General features: G+C 65.5%; 16 protein-coding genes. 3 read left to right on the plus strand and 13 right to left on the minus strand.

From position 1 onward, the window contains the following. Window positions 1-12: 12 nt before the first annotated feature. From J0H39_12520 to J0H39_12550, 7 genes are all read right to left on the minus strand, one after another. The gene (locus J0H39_12520; protein MBN9497572.1) at window positions 13-1,434 is read right to left on the minus strand and encodes a sigma-54-dependent Fis family transcriptional regulator; all 1,422 of its coding nucleotides are present in this window, start codon (window positions 1,432-1,434) and stop codon (window positions 13-15) included. A gap of 43 nt (window positions 1,435-1,477) precedes the next feature. Then, on the minus strand, window positions 1,478-3,715 hold the full coding sequence (locus J0H39_12525) for a PAS domain-containing sensor histidine kinase (protein MBN9497573.1): 2,238 nt from the start codon (window positions 3,713-3,715) through the stop codon (window positions 1,478-1,480). 28 nt (window positions 3,716-3,743) lie between these two features. After that, window positions 3,744-5,195: a nitrogen regulation protein NR(I) gene (gene ntrC / locus J0H39_12530; GenBank protein MBN9497574.1), complete on the minus strand. Its 1,452-nt coding sequence runs from the start codon at window positions 5,193-5,195 to the stop codon at window positions 3,744-3,746. Window positions 5,196-5,217: 22 nt separating this feature from the next. Beyond that, on the minus strand, window positions 5,218-6,339 hold the full coding sequence (locus J0H39_12535) for a PAS domain-containing protein (protein ID MBN9497575.1): 1,122 nt from the start codon (window positions 6,337-6,339) through the stop codon (window positions 5,218-5,220). After that, window positions 6,339-7,370, minus strand: coding sequence for a tRNA dihydrouridine synthase DusB (dusB, locus tag J0H39_12540; GenBank protein MBN9497576.1), 1,032 nt, complete (start codon window positions 7,368-7,370; stop codon window positions 6,339-6,341). Before dusB ends, J0H39_12535 begins: the two co-directional genes overlap by 1 nt. Window positions 7,371-7,537: 167 nt before the next feature. Further along, on the minus strand, window positions 7,538-8,329 hold the full coding sequence (gene ccsA, locus J0H39_12545; protein MBN9497577.1) for a cytochrome c biogenesis protein CcsA: 792 nt from the start codon (window positions 8,327-8,329) through the stop codon (window positions 7,538-7,540). 22 nt (window positions 8,330-8,351) lie between these two features. Beyond that, window positions 8,352-8,642, minus strand: a complete 291-nt coding sequence (locus J0H39_12550) for a DUF1330 domain-containing protein (GenBank protein MBN9497578.1) — start codon at window positions 8,640-8,642, stop codon at window positions 8,352-8,354. Between the two features lie 56 nt (window positions 8,643-8,698). On the opposite strand from J0H39_12550, the gene J0H39_12555 reads away from it, so the two are divergent. The 3 genes from J0H39_12555 to J0H39_12565 all read left to right on the plus strand — a co-directional run bounded on the left by J0H39_12555 (window position 8,699) and on the right by J0H39_12565 (window position 10,840). Next, a complete protein-coding gene (locus J0H39_12555; protein ID MBN9497579.1) occupies window positions 8,699-9,844 on the plus strand; it encodes a bifunctional 2-C-methyl-D-erythritol 4-phosphate cytidylyltransferase/2-C-methyl-D-erythritol 2,4-cyclodiphosphate synthase in 1,146 nt (381 codons plus the stop codon). A gap of 62 nt (window positions 9,845-9,906) precedes the next feature. Continuing rightward, complete coding sequence (locus J0H39_12560; GenBank protein ID MBN9497580.1) at window positions 9,907-10,371, plus strand: phosphatidylglycerophosphatase A; 465 nt, start codon at window positions 9,907-9,909, stop codon at window positions 10,369-10,371. Further along, window positions 10,346-10,840: a CinA family protein gene (locus J0H39_12565; protein MBN9497581.1), complete on the plus strand. Its 495-nt coding sequence runs from the start codon at window positions 10,346-10,348 to the stop codon at window positions 10,838-10,840. The genes J0H39_12560 and J0H39_12565 overlap by 26 nt, the downstream gene beginning before the upstream one ends. Here the strand turns inward: J0H39_12565 and J0H39_12570 are convergent. Genes J0H39_12570 through J0H39_12595 form a run of 6 tightly spaced genes read right to left on the minus strand, consistent with a single transcriptional unit; the run spans window position 10,837 to window position 17,319 of the window. Continuing rightward, window positions 10,837-11,709, minus strand: a complete 873-nt coding sequence (locus J0H39_12570) for a pirin family protein (GenBank protein ID MBN9497582.1) — start codon at window positions 11,707-11,709, stop codon at window positions 10,837-10,839. The genes J0H39_12565 and J0H39_12570 overlap by 4 nt on opposite strands. After that, window positions 11,706-12,164 carry a type II toxin-antitoxin system RatA family toxin gene (locus J0H39_12575; protein ID MBN9497583.1) on the minus strand — a complete coding sequence of 153 codons (459 nt, stop codon included), beginning with the start codon at window positions 12,162-12,164 and terminating at the stop codon, window positions 11,706-11,708. Before J0H39_12575 ends, J0H39_12570 begins: the two co-directional genes overlap by 4 nt. A 42-nt stretch (window positions 12,165-12,206) precedes the next feature. Then, complete coding sequence (gene lipA / locus J0H39_12580; protein ID MBN9497584.1) at window positions 12,207-13,163, minus strand: lipoyl synthase; 957 nt, start codon at window positions 13,161-13,163, stop codon at window positions 12,207-12,209. 3 nt (window positions 13,164-13,166) lie between these two features. Continuing rightward, entirely contained in the window at window positions 13,167-14,582 is a 1,416-nt protein-coding gene (lpdA, locus tag J0H39_12585; protein MBN9497585.1) for a dihydrolipoyl dehydrogenase, read from the minus strand. A 37-nt stretch (window positions 14,583-14,619) separates the two neighbouring features. Then, window positions 14,620-15,930, minus strand: a complete 1,311-nt coding sequence (locus J0H39_12590) for a pyruvate dehydrogenase complex dihydrolipoamide acetyltransferase (GenBank protein MBN9497586.1) — start codon at window positions 15,928-15,930, stop codon at window positions 14,620-14,622. A 24-nt stretch (window positions 15,931-15,954) separates the two neighbouring features. After that, window positions 15,955-17,319, minus strand: a complete 1,365-nt coding sequence (locus J0H39_12595) for a pyruvate dehydrogenase complex E1 component subunit beta (protein MBN9497587.1) — start codon at window positions 17,317-17,319, stop codon at window positions 15,955-15,957. Window positions 17,320-17,331 lie beyond the last annotated feature (12 nt).

The following is a 17,331-nucleotide window of genomic DNA, read 5'->3' on the forward strand; positions in this document are numbered from 1 at the left end:
ACTCTCGAAAGGTTAGGCGTCGAGCTGGCCGGCGCGTTCGCGGTCGGCGCCGTGCACGCCCAGCGCCTTCAGCTTGCGATGGAGTGCGGAACGCTCCATGCCCACGAAGGCGGCGGTGCGCGAGATATTGCCGCCGAAGCGCGTGACCTGCGCGATGAGGTATTGGCGCTCGAACAATTCGCGCGCTTCGCGCAGCGGCAATCCCATGATCTCGGCGCCGTTCTCCCCGCGCAAGGCGGTCGGCACGGCGGCCCCCAGATCGGGCGGCAGGTTTTCCGCGCGCACGGGCTGGCCCGCCTCGCCCGGCGACATGATCAGCAGCCATTCGACGACGTTGCGCAGCTGGCGCACATTGCCGGGCCAATCGTGGGTTTGCATCGTCGCGATCGCGTCGTCGGCGATCGGGCGCGGCGAAACGCCGGTCGCTTGCGCCGCGCGCTCCATGAAATAGGCGGCGAGTGCGGGAATATCCTCGCGCCGCTCCTTCAAGGGCGGCATGCGGATCGGCACGACGTTGAGGCGATAGAACAGATCCTCGCGGAAGCGGCCTTCCTGGATTTCGCGCTGCAAATCGCGGTTGGTCGATGCGATCACGCGCACATCGACCTGCACGCGCACGCGCCCGCCCACGCGTTCGAAGCTTTGTTCCTGCAACACGCGCACGATCTTGCCCTGGGTTTCCAGCGGCATGTCGGCGACTTCGTCGAGATAGAGCGTGCCGTTATGCGCCTTCTCGAACACGCCGATCTTCGGCAAAGGCGCGTCGGGATCGTCGATGGGCGAGCCCGGCTCGATGCCGAACATCTCGATCTCCATCGCGTTGGGCCGAAGCGAAGCGCAGTTCAGCACCACGAACGGCCCGCTCTCGCGCTTGGACAGCGAATGGATGAGACGCGCGCCCACTTCCTTGCCCGAGCCCGCGGGGCCCACGAGCAAGACGCGGCTGCCGGTGGGGGCGACGCGGCCGAGTTGCTGGCGAACCTGCACGATGCCCGCCGAATTGCCGACGATTTCCGGCGGGCCGCCGGCGCGCAGCTTCAATTCCTCGTTCTCGCGCCGCAGCCGCGCCGCTTCGATCGCGCGCTGAACGACCAGCAGCAGGCGATCGGCCTTGAACGGCTTCTCGATGAAGTCGTAGGCGCCGCGACGGATGGCGCTGACCGCCATCTCGACGTTGCCGTGGCCGGAGATGATGACGACCGGCACGTCGGGATGTTCGCGGCGAATGACGTCGAGCACTTCGAGCCCGTCCATCGGCGAGCCTTGCAGCCACACGTCGAGCACGACGAGGCTGGGCCGGCGCGCGCGGATCGCTTCGAGCGCGGAGGTCGAATCCCCCGCTCCGCGCGTTTGATGGCCGTCGTCTTCCAGGATGCCGCCGATCAGCATCCGGATATCGGCCTCGTCGTCGACGATCAAAATGTCGTGGGACATGAATCGGGTTTACCGGAATCCGGAATCGGGCGGAAGCGCCATCTTATTCCCTCGTGCTGTCCAACGGAAATTGCAGCGTCACCACCGCGCCGCCGCCCTCGCGATCCGCAAGAATGACGGCACCGCCATGATCTTCCATGATCTTCTTGACGATCGCGAGGCCGAGACCGGTCCCTTTCGCGCGCGTCGTAACGTAGGGCTCGGTCAATCGGTCGCGGTTTTCCTTGGGCAAACCCTTGCCGTTGTCGCCGACCGCGACGAAAGGCCGCCCCGCCTCGTCGCGCGCCAAACGCACTTCGACGCGCCCGCGCGGCAGGTCGCTTCCTTCGCGCCCGTCAATCGCGTCGACGGCGTTCTGCAACAAATTGGTCAGCGCCTGGCCGATCTGGCGCGGATCGAGACGCAAACGCAACGGCGCCTTGGGCAAATCGATGATCCAATCGATATTCGTGCGCCCCGTCTGCTGAAGGAAGGCGGTCTGACGGACGAGATCGACCGCGTCCTCCTCCGCCATTTTGGGGGCGGGCATGCGCGCGAAGGCGGAAAACTCGTCGACCATGCGGCCGATATCGCCGACCTGGCGCACGATCGTGTCGGTGCACAAGCGGAACGTGTCGGGATCCGACTTGATCTCGGGCAGATATTTGCGCTTCAGCCGTTCGGCCGAAAGCTGAATGGGCGTGAGCGGATTCTTGATCTCGTGCGCGATGCGCCGCGCCACGTCCGACCACGCGGCTTTGCGCTGCGCCGCTTCCAGATCGGTCACGTCGTCGAACGTGGCGACGAGGCCGAGCGTGCCGTCGCCCAACCGCGCTTGCGCGACGCGCACGGAGAAGGTGCGCCGCTGACCTTCGCGCGCGATATGGATCTCGCCGCTCGCCGGTTTGTCGGCATTGGCGCGCGCCTGTTCGATCAAAGGCGCGAATTCCGGCACGATTTCGCCCAGTCTTTGCCCGAGCCGCGCATCGAGATCGACGCCGATCAGATGCGACGCGGAAAGATTGGGATACGCGACATGGCCATCCTCGTCGAGGCCGACGACGCCCGCCGACACGCCGCCGAGCACCGCTTCGGTGAAGCGGCGGCGGTTTTCGATCTGGCGGTTTGCTTCGACCAATTCGCGCCGCTGGCTTTCGATTTCGCCGGTCATGCCGTTGAAGGCGCGCGACAGCGTGGCGAGTTCGTCGTCGTCGTCCGATTCAGCGACGCGCGCCGAAAGCTCGCCCGCGCGCACGCGTTCGGCCGCGGCGATCAAAGCGCCCACCGGCCGCGCGAGACGGTTGGCGAGCGCGAGCCCGATCCAGATCGCGGCGAGCAGCAGCAGCAGCGCCACGACGACGAACATCACCGCGAAGGTGACCTGGAAGCCGGAACGCTTTCCCTCGATCGATTCATAGGTTTGCACCGCAAGGCGCGTGCGATCCACGTGCTGCACGACGCGCGGTTCGACATAGCGCCCGACCAGAAGATAGATCTGGTCCGTGCCGTCGATGCGCGTCATCGCGCGCACGCGATCGGACAACGCCCCGCCTTCCTCCGCGCGTTCGGGCGTGAAGATCACGACCTCGCCCCCGCGCGCGCGGTCGAGCGCCCAGAACGGCACGACCTCGAATTGCAACGACAAGGTCAGGCCCGATTTCGCCAGCACCTGCCCGCGCGCGTCGAACACGATCGCTTCGGTCAGCGCGCGCAGCTGCGTTTGCGTATCGACGGCCTGCTGGATGTAATTCCTGTCCATGAAGGCGATCGGGCCTTCGCGCCCCAGATCGGCGGCCATCGCCTGGATATCGCCGCGGATGTTGTTGCGATGCTCCTCGAGATACGCCTCCGCCGCCGCCAGCGATTCGCGCAGCGCATTGCGCACGGGATCGGAGAACCAGGCCTGGACGCCGAGATTGAAGAACAGCGCCGACGCGACCGCCATGATGACCGCGGGCGCCCCCGCCAGCACGGCGAACAAGGCGACGAGCCGCACATGCAGCCTGGCGCCCGCCAAGCCTTGGCGGCGCTGGACCCAGAGCTTCACGAGCTCGCGCGCGACGACGGCGCCGAGCATCAACAGCAAAACGAGATTGACCGTCAGCAGCGCCACGAGGCGGGCGGGATCGGGCCCCTCCTCGGCGGTCGCGAACAGATAGGTGACGATGCCCGCGATGACCGCGAGGATTGTCAGCAGGAAGGCGAGCTTGCGGCCCAAACGCGCGCGCGAAGCCCAGGCGCGCAGCCGTGCCGCGAATGCCGGTCTGCTTTCCGGTGCCTGATCGCTCGAAATATCCGTCATGTTCCCCTGGCGCGAAGCGCCGCCGGGGTCACTTTAGGCCGCGTACGACCTGGATGTCCAACTCGCGGATTTTCTTGCGCAAAGTGTTGCGGTTGAGGCCCAACAACTGCGCGGCTTTGATCTGGTTGCCGCGCGTCGCCGACAGCGTGAGCGACAGCAGCGGGCGTTCCATCTCCCGCAGGATGCGATCATAGACGCCGGCGGGCGGCAAACCGTCCTTATGCGCGTCGAAATAGGCGCGCAAGTGGCGTTCGACCGAAGCGCCCAGCGATTCGTCCGTCGGGGCGGCTTCCGTCACCGGGGCGGGATTGGCGTCGGAGAGTTCGGCTTCGATGATGTCGACGCCGATCACTTCCTGCGTATAGAGCGCCAGCAGTCGCCGGATCAAATTCTCGAGTTCGCGCACGTTGCCCGGCCAGCGATGCTGGCGCAGCCGATCCATCGCGGGCGCGTCGAGATTCTTCATCGGCAACCCTTCGGTCGCCGTGGTTTGCAGGAAGTGCCGCACCAGCAGCGGCACGTCGTCGGAACGCTCGCGCAACGGCGGCAAACGGATCGGCACGACGTTGAGGCGATAGAACAGATCTTCGCGGAACAGGCCTTGGCGCACGAGCTGGCGCAGATCGCGGTGCGTGGCGGCGACGATCCGCACATCGGCGCGGATGCGCGTGCGCCCGCCGACGGTCGTGTACTCGCCTTCCTGCAACACGCGCAGCAAACGCGTCTGCGCTTCGATCGGCATGTCGCCGATTTCGTCGAGGAACAGCGTGCCGCCCTGGCTTTGCTCGAAGCGGCCCGCGTAACGCGCCGTGGCGCCGGTGAAGGCGCCCTTCTCGTGGCCGAACAATTCGCTTTCGATCAACTCGCGCGGGATCGCGGCCATGTTGAGCGCCACGAACGGCCCGTTGCGGCGCTTGCCGTAATCGTGGAGCGCGCGCGCGACCAGTTCCTTGCCCGTACCGGACTCGCCCGTGATCATCACGGTCAGATCCGTGCCCATCAGGCGCGCGAGCACGCGATAGATTTCCTGCATCGCCGGCGAGCGGCCGATCAGCGGCAGTTTCTCGTCCGGCGCTTCGTCGTCGCCCAGCCCGTCGAGCGACACCGGCGCCTTGGGCGCGGTCAGCGCGCGTTCGACGACGGAGACGAGCTCCTTCAGATCGAACGGCTTGGGCAGGTATTCGAACGCGCCGCGCTCGGTCGCCTTGATGGCGGTCAGCAGCGTGTTCTGCGCGCTCATCACGATAACGCGCAACTCGGGGCGCACCTTGCGGATACGCGGCACGAGGTCGAGGCCGTTTTCGTCGGGCATCACCACGTCGGTGATGACCAGATCGCCGTCGCCGTCGGCGACCCATTTCCAAAGCTGCGAGGCGTGCCCCGTCGTCCGGACTTCGTAGCCCAAACGGCCCAGCGCCTGATTGAGAACGGTCCTGATCGCCTTGTCGTCGTCCGCGACCAGAATGGTGGCCTGTGCCATTTATCGTCCCGCCTTCGCTCGTCTACTCGACCGCCGCGCCGCTGGCGATCGGCAGCCGGACCCGGAAAATCGTCCGGCGGGGTTGGCCGTCGAATTCGATGACGCCACCATGATCGCCGACGATTTTGGCGACCAAAGCAAGTCCCAGGCCAGTGCCCTGTTTCTTCGTCGTAATAAAGGGTTCGAAGAGATGCGTCCGGACGTCTTCCGGGATGCCTTCGCCGTTATCCTGGACCGAGACGACCAGCGGCAGCGAAACGCGTTGGTTCGTTCCCGGGACCGCAAAGCGCACGCCCTGCTGGAACGCCGTCGACAGCACGATCTCGCCGCCCTGGCGGGGCACCGCCTCGGCCGCGTTCTTCACCAGATTCAGGAAAATCTGGATCAGCTGGTTGCGGTTGCCCAGCACCGGCGGCAGCGACGGATCGTAATTCTCGACGAAGCGGACATGCCGGCCGAACCCGGCCTGGGCCAGCATGCGCACATGGCCCAGCACGCGATGGATGTTCACCGGGCCCGCCTCGAACGGCAGGCCTTCGGAGAAAATCTCCATCCGGTCGACCAGCGCGCGAATGCGATCGGACTCGTCGCAGATCAGACGCGTGAGTTCGCGGTCCTGCGGCTGCGCGGTTTGTTCGAGAAGCTGTGCCGCACCGCGAATGCCGGACAACGGGTTCTTCACCTCGTGCGCCAGCATCTGCGCCATCGCACCGACCGAACGCACCGTGTTGCGATGGACGAGCTGGCGGCCGATCGTGCGCGCGATCGAGCGGCGTTGCAGGACCAGCGCGATCTGCCCTTCCCCGCCCTCACCGACATAGCCCGCGCGCACCGAAACCAATTGATGGCCGATGCGCGGCGTTTCGATCGCGACTTCTTCTTCGGACACCGAAGCCCCATGTTTGCGCGCCTGATGCAGCACGCCGAACACGGGATTGTCGTCGGGAATGAACTCGGTCAGCGTCTTGCCGATCAGCACGCTCGCACCCGCTTCGAAAAAGCTTTCGGCGGCGGGATTGGCGAGCAGGATCGTATCGCCCGCGTCGACGACCAATACGGCGTCGGGGATCGCGGCCAGCACGGCGGAATGATCGAGCTTCACGTCGGGCAGCGGCGTCACGGGCATCGGCACGACGAGCGCCATTATGCGGCCTCCTGCAAGCCGGCGACGGGTTCCGATCGCGCGGGCGGTTCCCAGCCCGCCTCGATCCCGCGGCCCCAGGCCGCGCGCACCATTTCGCGCACGTCGGCGGGTTCGGCGACGGTCATGACCTTCGAGCGGAACTCGACAGCCCCCGGAAACCCGCGCGCATACCAGCCCAAATGCTTGCGCGCCACGCGCTTGCCCGCGTCCAGCCCGTAATGCGACAGCATCGCTTCATAGTGTTCGAGCACCACGTCCATCTGTTCGCGCAAAGACGGGTCGCGCGCGCGTTCGCCCGTCGCCAGGAACTTGATGACGTTGGCCGGGAACCACGGCCGCCCGCAAGCGCCGCGCCCGATCATCACGCCGTCGGCCCCCGATTGGCGCAAGGCTTCGGCCGCGTCGTCGTAGGTTTGGATATCGCCATTGGCGACGACCGGGATCGACACCGCGTCCTTCACGCTACGGATCGCCGACCAATCGGCCTTGCCGGTGTAGAATTGCTGGCGCGTGCGGCCATGGATCGCCAGCGATTTAATCCCGCATTCCTGCGCGATGCGCGCGAGCTTGGGCGCGTTCAGCGAATTGTGATCCCAGCCCAAGCGCATCTTCAGCGTCACGGGCACTTTCACGGCCTTGGCGGTCGCTTCCAGAATGCGCGCGGCCAGCAATTCGTCGCGCATCAGCGAGGATCCCGCATGGCCGTTGACGATCTTCTTCACCGGGCAGCCGAAATTGATGTCGATGATCTGCGCGCCGCGATCTTCGTTGAGCTTCGCCGCTTCGGCCATCACCGACGGCTCGCAGCCCGCAAGCTGCACGGCCATGGGGAATTCCTCGGGCTCGAATTGGGCCATCAGCAGCGATTGGCGGGTTTCGCGGATCATCGCTTGGCTCGCGATCATCTCCGAAACCACCAAACCGGCGCCGAAGCGCTTCACCAGCTTGCGGAACGGCAAATCCGAAATGCCAGACAACGGAGCCAGAACCACCGGCGCGTCGAGTTGAATGGGGCCGATTTGAATGCTCATTGATTGTGCAGGTCGCCCGGGGTGATTAGAGTTTGAGCGGTTTTACCCCGACCAAAGCCGTCTGGCAAGCGGCTGTTACACTGTCAGTATATTGCACTGCAAAACAAAGGATTTTCTAAGTACACGGCGATTCGCTGGGAATAATTCCGCAGCGCAAAAGTCCGCCGCTAACCCAAAATCACGTCCGAGACAAACTTCACGCCCGGATAGGCCAATGTGAGCAGCAAATAAGCGAACAGCACATAACGCGCGGCGCGGCGCCCCGAGATGCCGCCCCGGTGATGGACCCAGAGCAGGCCCGAAATCGCCAGGAACGCCGCGAAGGACAGCACGGTCTTGTGGTCGAGCTTCATCGGGGCGGCGAAAGTCAGCCACGACAACACGCCGCCGGAGATCAACGCGACAGCCAAAACCGCGCCCGACGCGAGAAGCAGCTCGGCCAACAACCGCTCCCCGTCGGCGATCGACGGCAGGCGGCGGGTGAAATCCGTCGGCCGTTTGTTTTTGAGCGCGCGTTCCTGCAGGAACACCGCAAGCCCCGCCATCGCCGCCAGCGTCAGCAAGCCATAGGCGACCAAGGCCACCAGGATATGCGCGATCAACCAGCCTTCCGGAGCCTGGCCCATCAGCGGGCGTTCGGGGGCGTGCTGCCACACGGTCGCGATGGCCGCGAGAATCACCAGATAAAACGCCAAGAGCGGCGCCAATCGCTCCGCCCCGCGCCGCAAGGCGACCACGCCAGCGAACAACGCCATGCTGACCAGAATCGCCAGCCACAAGGCGGTGGCAAGGCCGGTGCGCCAGCCCCCGGCGAAGGAATGGGTCAGCAGCACCGCAGGCCCCGCGATGGCGATGGCCAGCGCCAGCCAGGGCGCGCGATGCGCGTCGATGCGCGCCAGTCCCAACGGGACCAGCGACACGAGGGCGGATAGCGACAGAACGAAACCGGCAACCGACATAACGGCCGGGATAATGCCGTGGTTAGAGCCCTTGCACCACGATCATGTTGAACTTCGCCGTCGCCCCTTCGCGCGCCTTGCGGGCCTTCACGTAAAGGGCTGAATCGTAGAACGCCTTGGCGGTGGCGAAATCCGGGAACTCGGCGACGATCACCCGCGACGGGCGCCAATCCCCTTCCAGCACCTGGCTCTCCCCGCCGCGCACGATGAATTTGCCGCCGGCGGCGGCGATGGCGCCGGGCGACAACGCCTTGTAGCCTTCGTATTTCGCGGGGTCCGAGACGTCGACATCGGCGATGATGTAAGCGGGCATGGTTCCCTCCCCTCGAAAATCTTGCCGTGAGCTTCGCGCTAGAATACGACCGGATGATGACCGACACCATCGCGCTTGTTCTCGCGGCCGGTAAGGGTACGCGCCTGCCCGGCGCGGTGCCCAAGCAATATCGCGATCTCGGCGGCGCGCCGGTTCTGCGCCACACGCTGCGCGCCTTCGCCGAACATGCGCGCATCGACGCCGTGCGCGTCGTCTACGATCCCGCCGACGCCGATCTCTATGCGCGCGCGACACAAGGTTTGGCGCTGCTCGATCCCGTCGCGGGCGGACGCGAACGGCAAGACAGCGTGCGGCGCGGGCTCGAAAGCCTCGAAGCCCTCACGCCCAAGCGCGTGCTGATTCATGATGGCGCGCGCCCCTTCGCGAGCGGCGATCTGATCGATCGGATGATCGCCGCCCTCGACGATGCGCCGGCGGCCATCGCCGCAATCCCCGTGACCGACACGTTGTGGCGCGAAGCGGACAAGGCGGCCGACACGCTCGTCCCGCGCGACAAACTCTGGCGCGCGCAAACGCCGCAAGCCTTCCGCTACGCCGATATTCTCGCCGCCCATCGCAAAGCGGCAGGCTTGGCGCTGACCGACGACGCGGCGGTCGCGCGCCATGCCGGATTGAAGGTATCTTTGGTCATGGCGTCGGAGAGCAATTTCAAGATCACGACCGAGGAAGACCTTGCGCGCGCATCGCGCGACGTGGCGCGCGGCGATATCCGCACCGGCACGGGTTTCGACGTGCATAAATTCGGCCCCGGCGATGGTGTGTGGCTCTGCGGCGTGAACGTGCCGCACGAGGCGGGGCTCGACGGGCATTCGGATGCCGATGTCGGCCTGCACGCGCTGACCGACGCGCTGCTGGGGGCGATCTGCGAAGCGGATATCGGCGCGCATTTCCCGCCTTCCGATCCGCAATGGCGCGGCGCTTCGTCCGACCGCTTCTTGGCCCATGCCGCCAAGCTGATCCGTACACGCGGCGGCGTGATCCGCCATGTCGATGTCACGCTGATCTGCGAACGGCCCAAGGTCGGCCCGCATCGCGACGCGATGCGGGCGCGGATCGCCGAAATCCTCGGCATCGATATTTCGCGCGTTTCGGTCAAAGCGACGACGACCGAAGGCCTTGGCTTCGCCGGGCGGCGCGAAGGGATCGCCGCACAAGCCGCCGCGACCGTGGCGCTGCCGTGAAGCTGCAATTCACCTATGGCCGCTTGCCGGACGGATTCCGGCTCAGCGATCCGGCCGCGTTGCTGGCGACTTGGTTCGGCTCGGGCCTCGTTCCCTTCGCGTCGGGTACGTGGGGCACGCTTGCGGCCCTGCCCTTCGCCTATGTGATTTGGATCATCGGCGGCTGGACATTGCTGCTGCTGGCGACGATCGCCGTCTCGGCGCTGGGCATCTGGGCCTCCGCGCGCGTCACCGACAAGCTTTCGGTGAAGGACCCCGGCTTTATCGTGATCGACGAAGTGGCGGGCATGTGGCTCACACTGCTCTTCGCGCCGTTCGAGATTTGGGCCTGGGTTCTGGCCTTCCTGCTGTTCCGCGCGGCCGATATCGTAAAGCCCTTCCCCGCGAGTTGGGCCGATCGCAACGTGAAAGGCGGGCTCGGCGTCATGCTCGACGATCTGCTCGCCGCTTTGTGGTCGGGTGTGGCGATCTGGGCCGTTTCGACGTATCTACCGGTGCAAGATGTCATCGACCGAATCAAATTTTGAAGCCGCCCTCGCCTTCGACGTGCTGAACGCGTGCCGCCGGGCGGGCGTGATGCTCGCGACGGCAGAATCCTGCACCGGCGGTTTGGTCGCGGGCGCGCTGACCGCCATTCCCGGCTCGTCCGACGTGGTCGATCGCGGCTTCGTGACCTATTCGAACGAAGCGAAGATGGACATGCTGGGCGTGCCCGAAGCGCTTTTGCGCGCGTTCGGCGCCGTCAGCGAACCGGTCGCGCGCGCGATGGCGGAAGGGGCGCTGGCCAAAAGCCGTGCCGGTATCGCCGTGTCGATCACCGGTGTCGCAGGCCCCGGCGGCGGCACGCCGGAGAAGCCCGTCGGCCTCGTCCATTTCGGTCTCGCGCGCAAGGACAAGCCGACGATCGCGACGCACCGGATTTTCCCCGGCGATCGCGACGCCGTGCGCCGCCAATCGGTACAGCAAGCGCTGACGATGATCGTGGAGAACGTTTAGTCCGGCAGCGGGATAAATTCCGTTTCGCCGGGGACCTTCGGGAATTGACCGGCCTTCCACGCCGCCTTCGCGCGCTCCAGCCGGTCCTTGTCCGACGACACGAAATTCCACCAGATGGTGCGCGCGCCCGGCAATGCCTTGCCGCCGAGCAGCATCGCGCGCGTTTGTTCGCTCGCGCGCAAGGTCACATTCGTTTCGCCGTCGCGCAACACGACCAGTTCGCCCGGCCCGTAGCTTTTGCCCGCGACATCCAGCTTGCCCGACACGACATAGAAGCCGCGTTCTTGGTGTTCGTCGGTCATCGTCAGCGCCGTCCCCGCCGCGAACTCGGCATGGACATAGAAGATCGGCCATGCCGACGGAACCGGCGAAACCAGACCATAGGCGCTGCCGAGGATGAGCTTCAGCGCCACGCCGCCGATCTTGGTTTCGGGCAGCGTTTCCGCGGGATGATGCGAGAAGCTCGGTTCGCATTCCTCCAAATCCGGCGGCAGCGCCACCCAAGTCTGGATTCCGTGGATCTTCAACCCGCCGCCGCGCAACGCGGGATCGGTGCGTTCGGAATGGACGATACCCTTGCCCGCGGTCATCCAGTTGAGCGCGCCGGGCTTGATCGCTTGCACGAAGCCCAGCGAATCCCGATGCAGGATTTCGCCGTCGAACAGATAGGTCACGGTCGACAGGCCGATATGCGGATGCGGGCGCACATCCATGCCCTCGCCTTGCTTCAGCGTCGCGGGGCCGACCTCGTCGAAAAACACGAAGGGGCCGAGATGGCGGCGCTTGGCTTGCGGCAATGTACGCCGGACCATGAAAGCGCCGATATCGTGCGTCTTACCGCCCAGAACCAGTTCGACCGGATCGCTCATTTCGGCTTCTCCCCGTACAGCGCCTGGGCGCGGGTTTCGAACGCGGTGACCATGCGGCGCACGGCCTCGTTGAACAACATGCCCATGATCGATTGCAGCATGCGCGAGCGGAATTCGAAATCGACGTAGAAATCGATCTCGCAAGATCCGTCGTCCTGCGGCACGAAGATCCAATGGTTGTTGAGGTAGCGGAACGGGCCGTCGGCATAGGCGACGTCGATGCGCGCAAGGCCCGTGGGATCGGGCGGTGCGAGCGTCACCTTGCTGGTGAAGCGCTCGCGGATCATCTTGAAGCCGATGACGAGGTCCCAGGTATCGACATTCGCGTCGCGGTTTTTGAGGCGCGCGGCGATGCACCAAGGCAGGAATTCGGGATAGCGGTCGACCTCCGCGACCAGCTTGTAAAGCTGGGCGGAGGAATACGGCATCTTTCGCTTCTCGGCGTGCGTGGGCATCGTCAACGCGGATAGCGCGGAAGCGGTACCGGGGGCAATGCCCTATTCGGCGGCCGGCTTGGCCGAGGCCGACAATTTCGCTTCCCGCGCCGCGCGCAACGCCGCGAAATCGCGGTCCGCGTGATAGGACGAGCGCGTCAGCGGCGTCGAGGCGACCAGCAAAAAGCCCTTGGCCTTGGCCAGCGTAGCGTATTCTGCAAATTCGTCGGGTGTGACGAAGCGATCGACCGCCGCGTGCTTGGCCGTGGGCTGGAGATATTGACCGATGGTCAGGAAATCCACGTCGGCGACGCGCAGATCGTCCATCACCTGCATGATCTCGATCCGCGTTTCGCCGAGGCCGACCATCAAGCCCGATTTGGTGAAGATCGACGGGTCGATCTCCTTCACCCGCTGCAACAAGCGCAAGCTGTGGAAGTAGCGCGCGCCGGGGCGGATCGTCGGATAGAGACGCGGCACGGTTTCGAGATTGTGGTTGAACACGTCCGGCCGCGCTTCGACGACGATTTCCAAGGCGCCGTCTTTGCGCAGGAAATCGGGCGTGAGCACTTCGATCGTCGTGCCGGGGTTGCGCTGGCGGATCGCGCGGATCGTGCGCGCGAAATGCGCCGCCCCGCCGTCCGGCAGATCGTCGCGATCGACCGAGGTCAGAACGATGTGGTTGAGCCCCATCTTCTCGACCGCCGACGCGACGTTGTCGGGCTCGTGCGGGTCGAGCTTGTCGGGCATGCCGGTCGCGACGTTGCAGAACGAGCAGGCGCGCGTGCAGATGGCGCCCAGCAACATCATCGTCGCGTGCTTCTTCTTCCAGCACTCGCCGATATTGGGGCAGGCCGCTTCCTCGCAGACCGTGACCAGATTGTGCTCGCGCACGATCTTGCGCGTTTCCGCGTATTCGGCGGAGACCGGCGCTTTGACGCGAATCCAATCCGGTTTGCGCACCTGAACCGGATTGTCGGGCCGGTGCGCCTTTTCGGGGTGACGGACGCGCTGTTCCATCACCTAGAAATGGATCGCCCGGCCGTAAGCGTCAAGGACGCTCTCGTGCATCATTTCGGACAGGGTCGGATGCGGGAAGACCGTGTGCATCAGCTCGGCTTCGGTCGTTTCCAGCGTCTTGGCGATGCCGTAACCCTGGATCATCTCGGTGACTTCCGCACCGACCATATGCGCGCCGAGCAATTCGCCGGTCTTGGCGTCGAACACGGTCTTCACCATGCCCTCGGGCTCGCCCAGCGCGATCGCCTTGCCGTTGCCGATGAAGGGGAAGCGGCCGACCTTGACAGTGTGGCCCAGCTCCTTCGCCTTCTTTTCGGTCAAACCGACCGACGCGACCTGCGGCGTGCAATAGGTGCAGCCCGGAATATTGGTGACGTCGAGCGGATGCACGCCTTTGAGGCCCGCGATCGTTTCGACGACCATCACGCCTTCATGGCTCGCCTTGTGCGCCAGCCACGGCGGCCCGGCGATATCGCCGATCGCGTAGACGCCCAGCTCGCCGGTGCGGCCGAACTGGTCGATCACGACATGCGTGCGATCGACCTTCACCTTGGTGCCTTCGAGGCCGATCTTCTCGACATTGCCGACGATGCCGACGGCGGAGATCACGCGCTCGACGGTGATTTCCTGCGCCTTGCCGTTCGCCTCGACCGTCACGGTCACGCTGTCGGCGTTTTTCTTGAGGCCCTTCACGGTCGCCGAAGTGAGGATCTTCATCCCCTGCTTCTCGAACGCCTTGCGCGCGAAAGCGGAGATTTCCTCGTCCTCCACCGGCAACACGCGGTCCATCATTTCGACCACGGTCACGTCCGCACCCATGTTCTTGTAGAACGACGCGAACTCGATGCCGATGGCGCCCGAGCCGACGACGAGCAGCGATTTCGGGATGCCCTGCGGCACCATCGCTTCCTTGTAGGTCCAGACGAACTTGCCGTCGGGCTCCATGCCCGGCACCACGCGCGCGCGCGCGCCGGTCGCGAGGATCACGTTCTTGGCGGTCAAATCCGCGACCGGCTTGCCGTCCTTGGTGACGGCGATCTTACGCACGCCCGCCGCACCCACGCCGTTCAGAGCACCCTGCCCGTCGAACACCGTGACCTTGTTCTTCTTCAGGAGGTGCTTCACGCCGCCCGACAGTTGCGCCGCCACTTTGCGCGAACGGTCGACGACCTTCTTCGCATCGAACTTTATGTTCTCGACCGAGAAGCCGAACTGGTCGACGTGATGCAGCAGATGGTGGATCTCGGCCGAGCGCAGCAGCGCCTTGGTCGGGATGCAGCCCCAGTTGAGGCAAATACCGCCCAGATGCTCGCGCTCGACCAGCGCGACGTTCATCTTCAACTGCGCCGCACGGATCGCGGCGACATAGCCGCCCGGCCCGCCGCCGACGACGATCAGATCGAAATTCTGTTCGGGCATGTCCCGCGTCTCCTGAATGTTTCGACGGCGCGCGCGATTACAGCAGCATCGCCAGCGGGTCTTCGACGATCTTCTTGAACGCGGACAGGAACTCGGCCCCGACCGCGCCGTCGACCACGCGATGGTCGACCGACAGCGTGCAGCTCATCACCGTGGCGATGGCGAGCGCGCCGTTCTTCACGACCGGGCGCTGTTCGCCCGCCCCCACCGCCAGGATGCAGCCCTGCGGCGGGTTGATCACGGCCGCGAAATCCTTGATCCCGAACATGCCGAGATTGGAGATCGAGAACGTGCCGCCCTGGAATTCCTCGGGCTTCAGCTTGCCGTCCTTGGCGCGCGCGGCGAGGTCCTTCATCGTGTTCGAGATGTCGACCAGGCCCTTCTTGTCGGCGTCCTTGATGATCGGCGTGATCAGACCGCCGGGGATCGCGACGGCGACCGAGATGTCCACGTTGTCCCACAGCAGCATGCCGTCATCGGAGAACGAGGCGTTGGCGTTGGGCACTTGGCGCAACGCCACGGCCACGGCCTTGATGATGAAGTCGTTGACCGACAGCTTGAAGGCACCCGGGCCCTTCTCGGGCGCCTTGGCGTTCAAGGCCGCGCGGCCGGCAAGCAGCTTGTCGATCTCGCAATCCACCGTCAGATAGAAATGCGGGACCTGCTGCTTGGATTCCGTCAGGCGGCGCGCGATGACTTTGCGCATCGTCGACAGCGGAACCAGCTTGTGCGGCCCGATGCCCGCGATCGCCGACGACGACACGGCGGCCGGCGCCGGTGCCGACGAAGCAGCGGCCGCAGCGGCCGGGGCCGCCGCCTTCTTGGCGCCACCGCCCGCGACGGCGGCTTCGATATCGTGCTTCACCACGCGGCCGCCGGGGCCCGAGCCCGCGATCTTGGAAAGATCGAGACCCGCCTGCTCCGCCATGCGCTTGGCGAGCGGCGATGCGAAGGTACGCTCGCCATGCGACGCCGCCGCCGGGACGGCGGCAGGCGCTGCGGCTGGCGCAGCCGCCGCAGCGGGTGCCGCAGCAGCCGGTGCCGCCGCCTTCGGCGCCGGCGCGGCAGCGCCGGCGCCCGAGGCCGCAACCGCCTTCGCGTCTTCGCCTTCGCCGGCGATCAACGCGATCAGCTGATTGACCTTTACGCCTTCCGTGCCGCCGGCGACGACGATCTTGGCGAGGATGCCTTCGTCCACCGCCTCGACTTCCATCGTCGCCTTGTCGGTCTCGATCTCGCAGAGCACTTGGCCCGACTTGACCGCATCGCCTTCGGCCTTGAGCCAGCGCGCGATCTTGCCCTCGGTCATCGTGGGCGAAAGAGCCGGCATCAATACTTGGATCGGCATGATGTGTTTCCCCGGGTGTTTTTCTTAGTTGCGGTAGAGCACGGATTTGGCAGCGTCGACGATCCATTCCGCCTGCGGCAGCGCCAGCTTTTCCAGATTGGCGGCGTAAGGCAGCGGAATGTCGAGGCCGTGGACGCGCTTCACAGGTGCATCGAGCCAATCGAAGCATTCCTCCATCATGCGCATGCCGATTTCCGAGCCGATGCCGGAGAACGGCCAGCCTTCCTCGCACGACACGAGGCGATTGGTCTTCTTCACGCTATTGACGATCGTCTCGGTGTCGAGCGGACGGATCGAACGCAGATCGATGACTTCCGCGTCGATGCCGATCTTGGCCAATTCCTCGGCCGCGGCGAGCGCCTTGCCGACCATGATCGAGAAGGCGGTAATCGTCACGTCCTTGCCCGGACGCACGATCTTCGCCTTGCCGATCGGGACGACGTAATCCGCCGACACGGGCACCGGGCCCGAAGTGCCGTAGAGGATTTCGTTCTCGAGGATCAGCACCGGGTTCGGATCGCGGATCGCGGCCTTGATCAGACCCTTGGCATCCGCCGGCGACCAGGGCGACACGACCTTCAGGCCCGGGCAATGCGCGTACCACGACGCATAGCATTGCGAGTGCTGCGCGGCCACGCGGCTCGCCGCCCCGTTGGGACCGCGGAACACGATCGGGCAGCCCATCTGACCGCCGGACATGTAGAGCGTCTTGGCGGCGGAGTTGATGATCTGGTCGATCGCCTGCATCGAGAAGTTCCAGGTCATGAACTCGACGATCGGCTTCAAGCCCATGAAGCCCGCACCGACCGCGAGGCCGGTGAAGCCCTGCTCGGTGATCGGCGTATCGACCACGCGGCGCGGCCCGAATTCCTGCAGCAGGTTCTGGCTGACCTTATAGGCGCCCTGATATTCGGCGACTTCTTCGCCCATCAGGAACACCGCTTCGTCGCGGCGCATTTCTTCGGCCATGCCGTCGCGCAAGGCTTCGCGCACGGTCTGGACCTTGGTCTCGCCCATATCGGGCTCGTCGGCCGCTTGCACGGCGGCGGGTGCGGCATGAACCGCCGGGGCCGCGAGCGGTGCCGCAGCGGCAGGGGCCGCCTTGGCGGCGGCGGGGGCGCCCGACGACGCGGCCGACACGCTTTCGCCGTCGGCGGCGATGATCGCGATCGGCTCGTTGACCTTCACGTTCTCCGTGCCTTCGGGCACGAGGATCTTGGCGAGCGTGCCTTCGTCGACCGCTTCGACTTCCATCGTCGCCTTGTCGGTCTCGATCTCGCACAACACTTGGCCGGACTTCACTTGATCGCCTTCGGCCTTCAGCCAGCGCGCGATCTTGCCTTCGGTCATCGTCGGCGAAAGGGCGGGCATCAATACGTTAATGGGCATGTTGCCGCTCCT

This window comes from Alphaproteobacteria bacterium (genome assembly GCA_017308135.1).
Classification (GTDB): domain Bacteria; phylum Pseudomonadota; class Alphaproteobacteria; order CACIAM-22H2; family CACIAM-22H2; genus Tagaea.

Excerpts from the sequence above, each read along its gene's own strand:
- J0H39_12565 (MBN9497581.1), top strand. The coding sequence starts at position 10,346 with ATGTCATCGACCGAATCAAATTTTGAAGCCGCCCTCGCCTTCGACGTG.
- J0H39_12570 (MBN9497582.1), bottom strand. The coding sequence starts at position 11,709 with ATGAGCGATCCGGTCGAACTGGTTCTGGGCGGTAAGACGCACGATATC.
- ntrC (MBN9497574.1), bottom strand. The coding sequence starts at position 5,195 with ATGGCACAGGCCACCATTCTGGTCGCGGACGACGACAAGGCGATCAGG.
- J0H39_12535 (MBN9497575.1), bottom strand. The coding sequence starts at position 6,339 with ATGGCGCTCGTCGTGCCGATGCCCGTGACGCCGCTGCCCGACGTGAAG.
- ccsA (MBN9497577.1), bottom strand. The coding sequence starts at position 8,329 with ATGTCGGTTGCCGGTTTCGTTCTGTCGCTATCCGCCCTCGTGTCGCTG.
- J0H39_12525 (MBN9497573.1), bottom strand. The coding sequence starts at position 3,715 with ATGACGGATATTTCGAGCGATCAGGCACCGGAAAGCAGACCGGCATTC.
- J0H39_12520 (MBN9497572.1), bottom strand. The coding sequence starts at position 1,434 with ATGTCCCACGACATTTTGATCGTCGACGACGAGGCCGATATCCGGATG.
- J0H39_12550 (MBN9497578.1), bottom strand. The coding sequence starts at position 8,642 with ATGCCCGCTTACATCATCGCCGATGTCGACGTCTCGGACCCCGCGAAA.
- dusB (MBN9497576.1), bottom strand. The coding sequence starts at position 7,370 with ATGAGCATTCAAATCGGCCCCATTCAACTCGACGCGCCGGTGGTTCTG.
- J0H39_12595 (MBN9497587.1), bottom strand. The coding sequence starts at position 17,319 with ATGCCCATTAACGTATTGATGCCCGCCCTTTCGCCGACGATGACCGAA.
- lpdA (MBN9497585.1), bottom strand. The coding sequence starts at position 14,582 with ATGCCCGAACAGAATTTCGATCTGATCGTCGTCGGCGGCGGGCCGGGC.
- J0H39_12590 (MBN9497586.1), bottom strand. The coding sequence starts at position 15,930 with ATGCCGATCCAAGTATTGATGCCGGCTCTTTCGCCCACGATGACCGAG.
- J0H39_12575 (MBN9497583.1), bottom strand. The coding sequence starts at position 12,164 with ATGCCCACGCACGCCGAGAAGCGAAAGATGCCGTATTCCTCCGCCCAG.
- lipA (MBN9497584.1), bottom strand. The coding sequence starts at position 13,163 with ATGGAACAGCGCGTCCGTCACCCCGAAAAGGCGCACCGGCCCGACAAT.
- J0H39_12555 (MBN9497579.1), top strand. The coding sequence starts at position 8,699 with ATGACCGACACCATCGCGCTTGTTCTCGCGGCCGGTAAGGGTACGCGC.